This window comes from Streptomyces sp. NPDC016677, assembly GCF_055562815.1.
Genome location: NZ_JBVHEO010000019.1, coordinates 51,449 through 64,402, shown reverse-complemented (window position 1 = coordinate 64,402; position 12,954 = coordinate 51,449). Strand labels below are relative to the sequence as shown.

Annotated in this window: 13 protein-coding genes and 1 pseudogene; 6 read left to right on the top strand and 8 right to left on the bottom strand. The window is 76.2% G+C overall.

Annotation, left to right across the window (positions count from 1 at the left end):
- Positions 1-2 precede the first annotated feature (2 nt).
- Together ACZ3IG_RS32495 and ACZ3IG_RS32490 are read right to left on the bottom strand one after the other, a co-directional pair.
- Entirely contained in the window at positions 3-917 is a 915-nt protein-coding gene (locus tag ACZ3IG_RS32495; protein WP_467436585.1) for a DMT family transporter, read from the bottom strand.
- Positions 918-954: 37 nt separating this feature from the next.
- On the bottom strand, positions 955-1,815 hold the full coding sequence (locus tag ACZ3IG_RS32490; RefSeq protein WP_467436584.1) for an SDR family NAD(P)-dependent oxidoreductase: 861 nt from the start codon (positions 1,813-1,815) through the stop codon (positions 955-957).
- Positions 1,816-1,971: 156 nt separating this feature from the next.
- Here ACZ3IG_RS32490 and ACZ3IG_RS32485 point away from each other — a divergent pair, with 156 nt between their 5' ends.
- The 3 genes from ACZ3IG_RS32485 (at position 1,972) to ACZ3IG_RS32475 (ending at position 4,107) form a co-directional block, all read left to right on the top strand.
- The gene (locus tag ACZ3IG_RS32485) at positions 1,972-3,144 is read left to right on the top strand and encodes an MGDG synthase family glycosyltransferase (protein WP_467436583.1); all 1,173 of its coding nucleotides are present in this window, start codon (positions 1,972-1,974) and stop codon (positions 3,142-3,144) included.
- 70 nt (positions 3,145-3,214) lie between these two features.
- On the top strand, positions 3,215-3,619 hold the full coding sequence (locus ACZ3IG_RS32480; protein ID WP_215169506.1) for a DUF2267 domain-containing protein: 405 nt from the start codon (positions 3,215-3,217) through the stop codon (positions 3,617-3,619).
- Complete coding sequence (locus ACZ3IG_RS32475) at positions 3,616-4,107, top strand: DUF1360 domain-containing protein (protein WP_467436582.1); 492 nt, start codon at positions 3,616-3,618, stop codon at positions 4,105-4,107. Before ACZ3IG_RS32480 ends, ACZ3IG_RS32475 begins: the two co-directional genes overlap by 4 nt.
- Before the next feature lie 22 nt (positions 4,108-4,129).
- On the opposite strand, the gene ACZ3IG_RS32470 is transcribed toward ACZ3IG_RS32475, so the two are convergent.
- Positions 4,130-4,510 carry a DUF5997 family protein gene (locus tag ACZ3IG_RS32470; protein ID WP_467436580.1) on the bottom strand — a complete coding sequence of 127 codons (381 nt, stop codon included), beginning with the start codon at positions 4,508-4,510 and terminating at the stop codon, positions 4,130-4,132.
- Positions 4,511-4,666: 156 nt separating this feature from the next.
- Here ACZ3IG_RS32470 and ACZ3IG_RS32465 point away from each other — a divergent pair, with 156 nt between their 5' ends.
- The gene (locus ACZ3IG_RS32465; protein WP_467436579.1) at positions 4,667-5,428 is read left to right on the top strand and encodes a LysR substrate-binding domain-containing protein; all 762 of its coding nucleotides are present in this window, start codon (positions 4,667-4,669) and stop codon (positions 5,426-5,428) included.
- Positions 5,429-5,440: 12 nt separating this feature from the next.
- On the opposite strand, the gene ACZ3IG_RS32460 is transcribed toward ACZ3IG_RS32465, so the two are convergent.
- From ACZ3IG_RS32460 to ACZ3IG_RS32450, 3 genes and pseudogenes are all read right to left on the bottom strand, one after another.
- The gene (locus tag ACZ3IG_RS32460; RefSeq protein WP_467436578.1) at positions 5,441-6,181 is read right to left on the bottom strand and encodes a DUF4142 domain-containing protein; all 741 of its coding nucleotides are present in this window, start codon (positions 6,179-6,181) and stop codon (positions 5,441-5,443) included.
- 170 nt (positions 6,182-6,351) lie between these two features.
- Positions 6,352-6,846: pseudogene (locus tag ACZ3IG_RS32455) on the bottom strand (beta-L-arabinofuranosidase domain-containing protein); the annotation flags it as partial.
- Positions 6,847-7,150: 304 nt separating this feature from the next.
- Positions 7,151-7,630, bottom strand: coding sequence for an Lrp/AsnC family transcriptional regulator (locus tag ACZ3IG_RS32450; RefSeq protein WP_467436576.1), 480 nt, complete (start codon positions 7,628-7,630; stop codon positions 7,151-7,153).
- Between the two features lie 229 nt (positions 7,631-7,859).
- Between ACZ3IG_RS32450 and ACZ3IG_RS32445 the strand changes: the two genes are divergently transcribed.
- Together ACZ3IG_RS32445 and ACZ3IG_RS32440 are read left to right on the top strand one after the other, a co-directional pair.
- Positions 7,860-9,353: an FUSC family protein gene (locus ACZ3IG_RS32445; RefSeq protein ID WP_467436672.1), complete on the top strand. Its 1,494-nt coding sequence runs from the start codon at positions 7,860-7,862 to the stop codon at positions 9,351-9,353.
- A 302-nt stretch (positions 9,354-9,655) separates the two neighbouring features.
- Positions 9,656-10,696, top strand: a complete 1,041-nt coding sequence (locus tag ACZ3IG_RS32440; protein ID WP_467436575.1) for a lactonase family protein — start codon at positions 9,656-9,658, stop codon at positions 10,694-10,696.
- A gap of 168 nt (positions 10,697-10,864) precedes the next feature.
- On the opposite strand, the gene ACZ3IG_RS32435 is transcribed toward ACZ3IG_RS32440, so the two are convergent.
- Together ACZ3IG_RS32435 and ACZ3IG_RS32430 are read right to left on the bottom strand one after the other, a co-directional pair.
- Positions 10,865-11,788 carry a sirohydrochlorin chelatase gene (locus ACZ3IG_RS32435; protein ID WP_467436573.1) on the bottom strand — a complete coding sequence of 308 codons (924 nt, stop codon included), beginning with the start codon at positions 11,786-11,788 and terminating at the stop codon, positions 10,865-10,867.
- 137 nt (positions 11,789-11,925) lie between these two features.
- Positions 11,926-12,927 (bottom strand): N-acetylglucosamine kinase, encoded by a 1,002-nt coding sequence (locus tag ACZ3IG_RS32430; RefSeq protein WP_467436572.1) that lies wholly within the window; start codon positions 12,925-12,927, stop codon positions 11,926-11,928.
- Positions 12,928-12,954: the final 27 nt, after the last annotated feature.

The following is a 12,954-nucleotide window of genomic DNA, read 5'->3' as shown; positions in this document are numbered from 1 at the left end:
CATCATCTCCGTACCGAGCCGTTTCCGCCGCCCGGACCGTCGCGCGCCGCCGCCGCGGTGTCCCACGCGCCGTGCACCGACGGCGCGCGGGCCAGCCCCAGGCTGCCGAGGCCGATGAGCGCCACCCCGATCAGCTCCGGCAGGAGCCGCACACCGAGGGCGATCTCCTCCCCGAACAGAGCCCAGCCCAGCGCCACGCTGGTCAGCGCGTCCCCGAGGGTCAGCGCGGGCTGCGAGGCGGCGAGCGTCCCGGCGCGCAACGCGCTCTGGAGCAGCAGGAAGCTGATCACGCCCACGAACCCGGTGGCGTACAGCGGCCACTGCGTCAGTACGGCGCCCGCGCCCTGGGGGAACCGGCCGGTGACCTCCTTCAGCAGCGCGGCCGTCCCCCCGAAGGCCACCGCGGAGGCCGAACCGAACAGCGCGGCACGCGGGGCGCCACGGGTCAGCCGCCCCGTCGCGGCCAGCGCGGTCACCGCACAGAGCACCGCCGGCCCGGCCGCCGCCCACCGGCCCGGCGTGGCGGTGTCCTGACCCTCGGCGGGCGAGGCGGCCCCCAGGAACAGGGCCAGCCCGACGGCCAGCGCCCCGAACGCCAGCCAGGTCGTCGAGTCGGGACGGTGGTGGAACACCACGCTGCCGACCACCAGGGTGAACAGCAGCTCACTGGCCATGAGCGGCTGCACGACGGCCAGACTGCCGACCGCGAGCGCCGCCGCCTGGAGCACGGTCGTCACCGCGAGCAGCGCCGCACCGCCGACCCAGTACGGGTCCCGGACCAGCCGCAGCAGCCAGCGGACCGGATGGCCCGGCGCCGCGTCCTGCGCGTCCTGCGCGGCGGCCCGCCGCTGGAGTACCGACGCGGCGGCGTTGGACAGCGCGGCGAACAGCGCGAGGACGACGGTGAGCGCACTCACCGTCGCGCACCCCCGGCCACCCGGGCCGGCCGCCCGCTCATCCGAACCGGGCGGCCAGCCGCCGGTAGAGGCCCGGTGCCGCGCCGTGGATCCGGCCCGGCAGGCGCAGCCAGCCCGGCACGTACACCTCGTCCCGGCCCCGGAGCGCCGCGTCACGGATCGCGTCGGCCACGCGCTCCGGTGGGACAGGGCGGGGCCGGGACCGCCGGTAGGGCGCGCCGCGGCGTTCGAAGAAGGGCGTGTCGACGACGCCCGGGATCACATGGGTGACGCCCACCCCGCTCCCGCGCAACTCCTGTCGCAGGGCGTCCGCGAAGGCGCCGAGCGCCGCCTTGGCGGCGGAGTACACGGCCTCGCCCCGCACCCCCACGCAGCCCGCCAGCGACCCGACGAGCACCACCCGCCCCGTCCCCGCCGCCACCATGTCCGGCAGCAGCAGCCGCACCAGCCGTACCGTGGCCACCAGGTCGGTGTCGATCACCTCGTCGATGGTGTCCGTCGGCATCTCGCGGAACTCCCCGGCCCAGCCGATCCCGGCACCGGCCACCAGCAGGTCCACCGGACCCAGTGTCGCCAGGGTGAAGTCGGCGAGCCGGCGGTCGGCCCCGGGAGCCGTGAGGTCGACGGCGAGGGCGGTCGCCGACGACGCGTCGGCGACGGCGCGCAGCCGCTGCGGATCGCGGCCGGTCAGCACCAGGTCCCAGGTGCCCTCGGCCCCCAGCCGCCGGGCCAGGGCCGCGCCGATGCCGGAGGAGGCCCCCGTCACCAGCGCCGTACGCGTCCGCGGGTCCGCCCGGCCCGTGCGCCGCGGGATCCGTGCCACGGCCGCTTCGGACGCGGCGGGCGAGGCGGCCGACGGCGCGGCCGCGGACCGGGGGCGGGAGAACGCGGAGACCATGGTCGACCACCTCGGCAGCGGGCCGGATCACCGTGCGGGCGTTCGGCGCCGTGGCGTCCGGCGGGACGGGGCGGTGTCGGAGTATCCAACCAGGGTCGTCCGAAACGCCCGGCCGATGGCGGTTTGGCCCGCGACGGGCGGGCTACTCCCTCAGCCGTGCGCCCCAGCAGCCCGTCCACGCCCCGCCGGCCGGCCCCGGCGTCCTCCCGGCCCGCCGGGCGGCTGCTGGTGGTCAGCGCCGCGATGGGCGCCGGACACGACACGGTCGCCGCCGAGCTGGTACGCCGGGCCCGTGAGCGGGGCGGCGACGCGGTGGTCGTCGACGTGCTCACCCTGCTGCCGTACGGCCTCGGCGGCGGGCTGCGGCACTTCTACCGCGGATCGGTACGGCACTTTCCCTGGGCCTACGCCGCCCTGTACCGGCTGTTCCTGCGCCCCGGCCCCGGACGCCGTCCCAGCGGCACCCCCCTGGCCCGCCTGGCCGGCGACCGGCTGAGCCGGCTGGCCGAGCGGACGCGGGCCGACGTCGTGGTCCCCGTCTTCCACCTCGGTGCCCAGCTGACCGGCCACCTCCGCGCCCGGGGCCGGCTGTCCGTGCCCAGCGTCGTGTTCGTGATCGACTTCGTGGCGCACCGGCAGTGGCTGCACCCCGGCAACGACCACTACCTGTGCCTCAGCGACGAGTCCGCCCGCGCGGCCCGCCGGAGCACCGGGGCGCCGGCCCTGGCGTGCGGTCCCGTCGTGGACCCGGCGTTCCGTGCCGAGGCCCCCGGGGCCGCCGAGTGGCGGCGCCGGTTCGCCCGGCACGGCCCCGGACGGCCCCCCGTGGTGCTGACCTCCGGCGCCTGGGGCGTCGCCTCGCACCTCGACGCCACCGTCCGGCTGCTGGCCGGCCACGGCTGGCTGCCGGTGGTGCTGTGCGGTGCCGACGAGCGGCTGCGCCGCGCCCTGTCCCGCGTCCCGGGCGTGCTCGCCCTGGGCTGGGTGACCGACATGCCCGGACTGCTGCACGCGGCCCGCGCCCTGGTCGACAACGCGGCCGGCCAGACCGCCGTACAGGCGCTGGCCGCCGGACTGCCGGTGGTCGGCCACCGTCCGATCCCCGGCCACGGGGCCGACGGCGTCCGCGCCATGGCCGCGCTGGGCGTCTCGGAGACCGCCGCGGACGCCACGGAACTGCTGGCGGCGCTGGGCCGGCTCGCCCCCGACGGTCCCGCCCGCCGGGAGCGGGTCGCAGCCGGACGGGCCCTCTTCCGGGACGATCCCGTTGACCTGGCGCTCGGCCTCGCGCAGCGCGCTCGCCGACGGCCGTCGCGCGGGCCCGGATGAGAGCGGTGCCGCCGGTTACTCCGTCCGGGGAGCGGGCACCCGGGCGGAAGATCGAGCGAGGAGGCAGGCCGTGAGGGTGGACGAGTTCCTGGCCCAAGTCCGTGACCGCGGGGAGTACCACAGCCAGGAGGAGGCCGAGCAGGTCACCGAAGCGGTCCTGTGGGTCCTCGCCTCCCGGATCGTGCCGGAAGAGGCCGGTGACCTGGCAGCGCAGCTGCCCGCACCGCTGGACGACGCGCTGCGCCTGGAACGGGGGCGCCCCGAGTCGTTCGACCGCGAGGAGTTCCTCCGGCGGGTGGCGCGGCAGACCGGCGCGCGCCCCCGTACCGCCGAATGGGATTCGAGCGCCGTCCTGTCCACGGTGGCCGACACGGTCTCCGAGGGACAGGTCGGCCACCTGCTGGAGCAGCTCCCGCCGGACTGGGCCGACCTGTTCGGCAGGACCGGCGAGACGGCCACGGGGAGGCACGCATGACGGACAACGAACGGGTCTACGGCGACGAGGAGGGCACGCCCCTCGGCGGCTACGCGACGCTCGCGAGCACCTTCGCGACCGGCCTGGGGCTGTTCGCGTGGACGGCGCGCCGGCGCGGGGTGCGCCTGCCCGACGGGGTCCCGCCCTGGGACCTGGCCCTGCTGGGGACGGCCACCTTCAAGGCGTCCCGTCTGCTGACCAAGGACAAGGTCACCAGCTTCCTGCGGGCGCCCTTCACCCAGCGAGAGTCCGACAGCCACGGCACCGAGGTCAACGACGCGCCGCGCGGCAACGGCCTGCGCCGGGCCGTCGGTGACCTGGTCTCCTGCCCGTTCTGCACCTCCGCCTGGGTGGCGGGCGGGCTCGTCGCCACCTACGCCTGCGCTCCCCGGGCCGCCCGGCTGGTCTGCGCGGGGCTCAGCGCCGTCGCCGTGTCCGACTGGCTGCAGTACGCGTGGAGCCGTACGGAGCAGAAGGCGGAGGGCTGAACCCGGCGGCCGGGCCGGTTGTTCAGTCCCGCTCGGCGCGCAGCTTCTTCACCCGGGCCGTCTCCTTGCGGACCTCGGCCTGCGTGGCACGCTCCCGCCGGAGCCACTCGGGGTCCTCCTGCTTCAGCGCCTCGATCTGCTCGGTGGTGAGGGCGTCGTCGACGCCGCCGCGGCGCAGTCCGGCGATGGAGACGCCCAGCTTGGCGGCGACCACCGGCCGGGGGTGCGGGCCGTCGCGCCGCAGGTCGCGCAGCCACTGGGGCGGGTCGGTCTGGAGTGCGTTCAGCTCGGCGCGGGAGACGGTGCCCTCCTGGAACTCGGTGGGCGTGGCGTCGAGGTACACACCCAGCTTCTTCGCCGCGGTGGCGGGCTTCATCGTCTGGGTGCTCTGGTGCTCGGTCATGGCGACCAGGGTATCGAGCGGGTGACCGAGCGCCGACCACGTCCGGCGACCGGGCCGATCACTAGGGCCGATCACCAGGGCCGATCAGCCGGGCCGGGCGGCCGGGCCGATCAGCCGGGCCGGGGATCGGGCCGGGCGGCCCGGTAACCTGGCCGGGTGACAGCCTCGGAAGACTCCCTCTCGTTCCGCCTCGCCTACGTCCCCGGGGTGATGCCCGGCAAGTGGGTGCGCGTCTGGGGCGAGCGGCAGCCGGACGTGCCGCTGTCCCTGGACCAGGTGAGCGCCGCCGAGGCGCCCGGCGCGCTGCTGGACGGCGCCGCCGACGCGGGCCTGGTGCGGCTGCCCGTCGACCGCGACGTGCTCAGTGCCATCCCCCTCTACACCGAGACGACCGTCGTGGTGGTCCCCAAGGACCACGTCGTCACGGCGGCCGACGAGGTGACCCTGGCGGACCTGTCCGACGAGATCGTGTTCCACCCCCTGGACGATGTCCTGGGCTGGGAGACGCCGCCGGGGCGGCCCGCCCTGGAGCGCCCCGCCACCACGGCCGACGCCGTTGAACTGGTGGCGGCCGGGGTCGGCGTGCTCGTCGTGCCGCTGTCACTGGCCCGTCTGCACCACCGCAAGGACCTCACCCACCGCCCGGTCACCGACGCCCCCCAGTCCGGCGTGGCGCTGTCCTGGCCCCAGGACGCGCACACGGACCTGGTCGAGGACTTCATCGGCATCGTCCGCGGCCGGACCGTGAACAGCACCCGCGGCCGCCAGCAGACCGAGCCGCAGCCGCCCAAGTCCGCGCCGAAGAAGAGCGGGCGCGCCGACGGGCGCCGCAAGCCCGGCGCCGGCGCAGGCAAGCAGGCCACCCCGGCCAAGCGGGGCGGCGGCGCCCGGCGCGGCAAGCCCCGCCGCCGTTCGTGACCTTCCTGCGGCTCACCGCACCGCGGGACTCGGCGTCGGCGACACCGTGTTCACCTCCAGCCCCGGCGGCTCGGTGAGGGACACCACCGGTTCCCCCGGCTGCGGCGCCGGCGGCGTCACCTGGGCCGCGGGCAGCCGCGGCGGGGCGGTCTGCTGGAGGTTGGCCTGGTCGAAGTTGACCAGGCCGGTCTTCTCCAGGACCGTGATGTGGTCCAGGACGGTGTCGTTGGCCTGGTCGGCCAGCTGACGGACCAGGCTGTTCTCGGTGTTGGCGCGGATCTTGGCGATCGCCGGGAAGATCTGCCCGTGGGTCACCCGCATGATGTTGACCGCGGTGGTGTCGAACTGCTTGCCCGCCGTCCCCTCCACGGTCGCCACGAACTGCTGCTGCTGGGGCGAGGCCCGGTTGGGCAGCGCGACGCCCAGCTCCGGCGCGATCTTGCGGCAGGTGGCGTCGAGCCGGGCGTGCCCCACGACCAGGTGCTCACCGGCCTCCCTGATCTCCGGTGTCGTCCCCCGCTCCATGGCCAGCAGCCCCAGCGGGTGTTCCCACAGCCCCGCGGCCCGGACCTTGACCACGAAGTCCCGGTCGGCCTCGGTCAGCGGACCGTACCGGGTGTCGGCGATGACACGGACCGGGCCACCGGTGGTGTTCCGCACCCCGAGCATGGTCGGGTAGGCGAGCGCGGTGAGGGTGAGCAGCAGGGCACCGCACACGAAGGCGGTGCCCGCGGTGGCGCGCGTGAGGCGCATCGTGCCTCCTGGGTCGAGGCGGGCTGGGACACCAGGAGATACGGACGCGCCCCGCGAACCGATCAGCGTTCCGGGCAAAACCTCATACGGTCGCCAGTCCCGCCAGTCCCGCCAGCCTCCTCAGTCCCGTCAGCCACGTGAGTTCCCTCAGGCCGCGTACGACGCCCCCCCCGCGCCGTCGCCACCACCCGCTCACCGTCGGCCCGCCCGAGCAGTCCGTCGGCGACCCACCCGGCCACGACGGACCGCACCCGCCGCACCAGGGCGTCCTTGCTCCGGAACGGCGCCCCGGCCCACACTTCGTCCAGCAGCGTGGTGCCGTTCGCCCGCGCGGGGTTGGCGTCGCCCGCGTCGGTGCCGCCGAACACGATCCGCGGCTCGGCCCGCCGGACGTAGACGTGTGCCGGGTCCTCGGTCCCCTCGGCGAACGGCGCCCACTGGACGCCGTCGAGCCCGTCCAGCGTGAAGTGCAGCGGCTCGCCGGGCACGGGGGTGAGCGCGGGCAGCAGGTCGCCGGAGAGTCCCGCGCCGCCGTACAGGCCGACCTCCAGGAACCCGGTCGAGGACGAGCGCGCGACCAGGTTGACCGGGCCGAGGGTGAGGGCCTGCGTCGACGGGTCGTCCAGCGCCCGCTCCACCCGCGGCCGGAACGGCGTCGCGACGCGTCAGGAAGTGCCCGGTGTAGTGCCGGCGCAGATTGCCGTTGGCCTCGCCGTCCAGCCCCTCCCAGCCGCCGGGCGCGACCGCGCCGAGCGTGGACAGGCCGGCGTTGGCACGGAAGACCTGGCGACAGTCCGGGCGTTCCGGCGGTGATCGCCGCGGCCAGCGGGAGGGACCGCCGGGAGAGGGGCGCTGCCGTGTGCTCCTCGTTCCTTCGCACTCACGGTGCGTTCGGCGTGGTCGGCGCGTTCGGCATGTCGGACGATGTTCGGAGGGTCGCCCAGGAGGCAGGCAAGGGACGGGAGGGCGTCAACGGTACTGACGGGTACGGCCGATCGACTCCACCAGAGGCAGCAGCCGGTGCGGGACCCGCTCGCGCAGCGCCACCTCCGAGCGGGTGCGGACCACGCCGGGGAGGCTGATCAGCTTCTGGACCACATCCTCCAGATGGGCGTTGTCCCGCGCCACCACCCGGGTCAGCAGGTCCCCGCCGCCCGTGATCGAGAACGCCTCGACGATCTCGGGGACCTCGGCGAGCGCGTCCCCCACGTCGTCCAGGTGCCCCTGCGTCACCTCGATGTGCACGAAGGCGAGCACCGGGTGCCCGAGGGCGGCGGGGGAGAGGACCGGGCCCGTGCCGGTGATCACGCCGTCCCGCTCCAGCCGGTCCAGCCGCGCCTGCACGGTGCCGCGGGCGACGCCGAGGATGCGGGCGTACTCGCGGACGCTGGTGCGCGGCTGCTCCAGCAGCAGCCGCAGGATGCGGGTGTCCAGCTCGTCCACGGCCATGAGGTCCTCCGTCGCGCGTGCGGTACCTGGGCCGTTGGTCGGCCCCTGGACATCGTAAGACCTCATTCGCTGTGCCATTGGCCCAATGGAAACGGAAACTGTTGATCCAGCTGTGGGCGGGATGCTGTGATGGACGGGTCGATGGCGCTGCGGAGGAGTCCGTGGCGCTTTTTTGCTGCCGGTTCCAGCCGCCGGTGGACCGGACGTACGCGGAAGGGGGAGGCCAGTGGTGCTGAAGAGGATGTTCGTCGCGCCGGACCCGGGACGGACGCGGCTGCGGTTCGCGGCGCGGGCCGTGCTGGGCATCGGCGCCGCCGTCACCGTCTGCGGGCTGGCCGGACAGCCGCTCGCCGGGGCGATCGCCGGCGGGCTCGCCGCGCTGCTCGCCCTGTTCACCGTCACCGACGCCACCGTCCGCGGGCAGGCGGTCACCACGGCGCTGCTGCCGGCCGTCGGCCTGCCGGTGCTCGCCGTCGCGGCCGTCCTGCACGATCAGCCCGTCGCCCGCGACCTCGCCTTCCTCGCCGTCACCGGCGCGGGCGTGTACGCCCGGCGCTGGGGGCCGCGCGGCCACAGCCTCGGCGTCTTCGCCTTCATGACCTACTTCGTGGCCCAGTTCCTGCACACCACCCCGGGACACCTCCCCGGGCAGTACGCCGCCGTCCTGCTCTCCGTGGCCACCGCCGCGGCGGTCCGCTTCGGGCTGTGGTGCTACGAGCGCCGCCTCCCGGCACCCGACGTGCCCGTCCTGCCCGGCGGCACCGGGCTCGCCCGCGTCACCACCCGCCAGGCGGTCCAGGCGACGGCCGGCGCGGGCTTCGCGCTGGTCGTGGGGCAGCTGGTGTCCGCGGAGCGCTGGTACTGGGCGGTGGGCGCGACCTGGTGGGTCTTCGTCAACACCACCTCGCGCGGCGAGACCCTGGTCCGCGGCTTCCGCCGGGTCGCCGGCACGGTGATCGGCATCGGCCTCGGCCTGCTCGTCGCCGTCCCGGTGGACGGGGCGGCCCTGCCCAGCGCCGTCCTCGCCGCCGCCTGTGTCTTCGGCATCTTCTACACGGCCGCCGTCTCGTACACCTGGATGATGCTCTGCGTCACCCTGCTCGCCGAACTGCTCTACGGGCTGCTGGACGTGCTCACCCCGGCGCTGCTCGCCCTGCGCCTGGCGGAGACCGCCGTGGGCGCGCTCGGCGCGGTGCTCGCGGTGCTTCTCGTCCTGCCGGTCACCACCCACGCCGTCACCGACGGCTGGATCCAGCGGGCCCTGCGCTGTGTCCACCTCTGCGCCGTCGAGGCGGCCGCCCGGATCGCCGGGACCGAGGGCGCCGACCCGGCGCCGCGCGTGGCCGAACTGGAGCGGCTGCTCGGCCGGGTCCGGCTCTCGGTGGCCCCGCTGACGCACCCGCTCAACCCGTTGCGCACCCGCAAGCGGCGCGCCCGCCGGGTGCTCGCGCTGCTCGACGACTGCGCCCGGGAGATCCGCGGCCTGGTGACCGTCGCCGCCGACCCGGAGGCCTCGCACAACGCCCGGCTGTCCGCCGCGTGCCGCCGGGTGGAGGCCGCCGTCGAGGCGCTCACCGGCGGCGGCGCGGTGCCCGCGAGGGCGGAACGGGCGGGTGTGGGGGAGCCGGTCCTGGCCCACCTGCACGGCCTGGAACACGCACTGGCCGAACTCGCCGCGCCCCTGCGCGGTCCGGCTCCGCTCGGTGTGGACCGGGCGGCCTGACCCCTCGCTTGGTCTAGACCGGTAGTGATCGCTGCTACCGTCGCCCGGGACGACGCGGTGCGCCTGGGACGGCGGGCGCGTGGCCGAGGTGCTCGGGGCCTCGGGGGTGTTCGGAGCTCGGGAACGCTTGAGCCTCGGGCCTCGGGCCTCGGGCTCCGAGCTGTCGGACTGTCGGGCCCCGGGCTTCCGAGCCCCGGGACCTCCCCGGCACCCGGCCCCGGGACGTTCGGGATACCGGGTACCTCAGGGACAGCGGCGCGGCAGTGGCAGTGGCAGTGGCAGTGTGACGAGAGGGGACAGCAGTGGCACAGGGCGGCGGCACGGGCCGGCAGCGGCGGGCGTTCATCGGTTCGTTCACGGCGGCCGGCGGCCCCGGCATCGTCACCGCGGCCGTCGACCCGGACAACGGCGCGCTGACCGCCCTGGGCGCCGTGAACGGTCTGCCCGACCCCTCCTACCTGGCGCTCTCGCCCGGCGGCGACACGCTGTACGCCGTCAGCGAGACCGCCGACGGCGCGGTGGCCGCGTACCGCGTGACCCCCGGCGGACCCGTACCGGCCGGGCCGCGGGTGTCCGTCGGCGGCAGCGGACCCACCCACCTCAGCCTGTTCCGCGGGCACGTCCTCACCGCCAACTACGACTCCGGCAGCGTCACCGCCGTCCCCGTCCGGCCCGACGGCACCCTCGCCCGCGCCGCGTCCGGCGTGCTCCGGCACACCGGCTCCGGCCCGCACGCGCCGCGCCAGCAGGCCCCGCACGCCCACCAGGTGCAGCCCGACCCGAGCGGACGCTGGGCCGTCAGCGTGGACCTCGGCACCGACTCGGTGCGCGTGTGCACCCTTGAGGACGGTGCCCCGGCCGTACACCGGGAGACCGCCCTGCGTCCCGGCTCCGGCCCCCGTCACCTGGCCTTCCACCCGGACGGCACCCGCGCCTACGTGGTCAACGAACTCGCGCCGACCGTCACCGTCTGCCGCTGGGACGCCGACCAGGGGGCGCTGCGGCCGCTCACCGAGGTCCCGGTCCTGCCCGGCGCCCCGGCCGGCGACGCCTACCCGTCCGGCGTGGTCGTCTCGTCCGACGGGCGGTTCGTGTGGACCGCGACCCGCGGCGCGGACGTCCTGACCGCGTTCGCCGTCGAGGGCGAGACGCTGCGGCCGGCCGGCACGGTGCCCTGCGGGGGCCACTGGCCACGGGCGCTCACCGAGGCCGGCGGTTTCCTCTACGCGGCCAACGAGCGCTCCGGGGACGTGACCTGGTTCGCGGTGGACGAACGCACCGGCCTGCCGCGCCGCGCCGGCGCGATCACCGTCCCGGCGGCCTCCTGCACGGTCTTCGGCTAGCGCCGGGCACCGGTCGGCACGGGTACCCGTCGGCCCCGAACCCGGCACCCGGCCGGCCCGGGCCCGGCCGGCACCGGCACCGGCCGGCACCGGCACCCGAGCACGGCGAAGGGCCCGCCCCCCGGTCCGAGTGAACCGGAAGGCGGGCCCTCACCCGTCATGGCGCCGTCAGCGAACGGGCGTCCCCTGCGGCTGCGGCGGGGTGATGCCCAGCGCCGTCGTGTACTTGGCCAGCGCCAGCTTGCCGATGGCCGGGTACGGGCCGAGCGGCTCGGCGACCGAGCAGTCGGCCTCCTTGGCCGCCTCCTCCAGCAGCGCCGCGTCGATCTCCGGACCGATCAGGTAGGGCGCCAGCGCCAGCTGCTGGGAGCCGGAGCCGCGCAGCTGCTCGGCCACGGACGCGATCGAGCCCTCCTGGTCCAGCGCCGCCGCCATCACCGGCACGGCCAGGCGCGCGGCCAGCAGCATGCCGGTGATCCCGGCCGCCTGCACGGCCTCGTCGCCACCCACCGACGCCAGCACGATGCCGTCCGCCGCGGTCGCCACGGTGAACAGCCGGGCCCGGTCGGCGCGGGCCAGACCGGCCTCGGACAGCCGCACGTGCAGCGCCTCGGCCAGCAGCGGGTGCGGACCCAGTACGTCCGTCAGCTCGGCCGCGACCCGGCTGTCCATCACCGCCTGGCGGACCTGGCGCAGCAGCGCGCTGTCCGGCCCGGCGAGCAGCGGTACGACGACGGCGACGGGACCGTCGGGCTCCTTCACCTCGGCCCCGGCGGCGACCGCCTGCTCGTAGCGGGCGGTGCGCTCCTCGGCCGCGTGGGCCAGCACGGCGGCCAGCGACGGGTACTCCTCCTCGTCCCCGTCCAGGTAGCCGATCCGGGCGTCCAGGCCGGGCAGTTCGGAGCGGGCGATGCTCACGACCTCCTCGGCCAGGCCCCGGGTGGTGGCGCTGGGCGTGCCGGGAACGGCCAGGACGAGCGCGGGCGCTCCCTCGGGAGCCACCAGCGGCTCGGGTCGGCGGTGGCGCCCCGGCTGGCGGGGGCGCGGCATTCGTACTGGCAGGCCGGACGCGGGCCCAGTGGGGGAGCTCATGGCGCCGCATGTTACTAACTTCCCGGGCTCCCCTGTTCGGGGAGGGCCCAGGTGAGCGGTATCCGTCCGGTTTTGTCTGAAGAGTGATGTACGGATCGGACGACATCGGCACGATTCCCCTCACCGGAAGACCGAAGTCAGCCACCCCCCGCAGCGGTCACCCACAGCATTCCCGGAGCGTCCGGAAGGGCGGGCCGGCCGGCCGCCAGCCCGGCCGCGATGCGGACCGCGCCGTCCAGCGGATCGCCCTCGGCCGGCACCCGCCGCGCCCGCGGCAGCCGGTCCGTCAGCTCCTCCTCCAGCGGCCCGGTCAGCGCCCGGCCCAGCTTCAGCAGCCCGCCGGTGACGGCGACCCGGGCACCGTCCCCGTCCGGGCAGACCGCGGCGGCGGAGTCGGCGATGTGCCGGGCGGCGTCCCGCAGGATGCCCGCGGCCACCGGGTCGCCCCCCGTACCGCCGTCCGCGCAGCGGGCCACGTCCGGCGCGAAGGAAGCGAGGACGGCGGCCCGGTCCGTACGCGGGTACAGGGCGCCGGGCAGGCCCGTCACCGGCCCGAAGCGTTCCGTCGCGCGGGCCAGCAGCGGCGCGGAGCCGCCGGACCGCCCGTCGTGCGCCCGCAGGGCGGCTTCCAGCCCCGCCCGTCCGATCCAGGCGCCGCCCCCGCAGTCGCCGAGCAGGTGCCCCCAGCCGTCCGCGCGGCGCCAGCCGGTCAGGTCCGTGCCGACGGCGATCAGTCCGGTACCCGCGGCGACCACGGCGCCGGGCCGGAAACCGAGCGCCCCGGCATAAGCGGTGACGGCGTCGGCGGCCAGCGCGACCGTCCGCGTCCCCAGCTCCCGGGCCAGGGCGCCGGGCAGTTCGGCGCGCAGGGCGTCCCCCAGGGTGGCGAGCCCCGCCGCCCCGACCACGGCGACGGCGATCCGGTCCACCCCGGCCTCGGCGGCCGACGCCCGCGCCAGCGGTGCCAGTCGCTCCATCAGATGCCCGGGGTCGATGCCCCGGGAGCCGGTACGGACCGGCTCGCGCGACCCGCGCCGCACCGGCGTACGGCGTCCGGAAGCCCCCGAGGTCCCGTACGCCCCGACGGCGACCCGGAGCCCGGAACCGCCGGAGTCCACGGCGAGATATCCGTCCGTCACGGCGACGAAGCGTACCGCTCGGGGCGC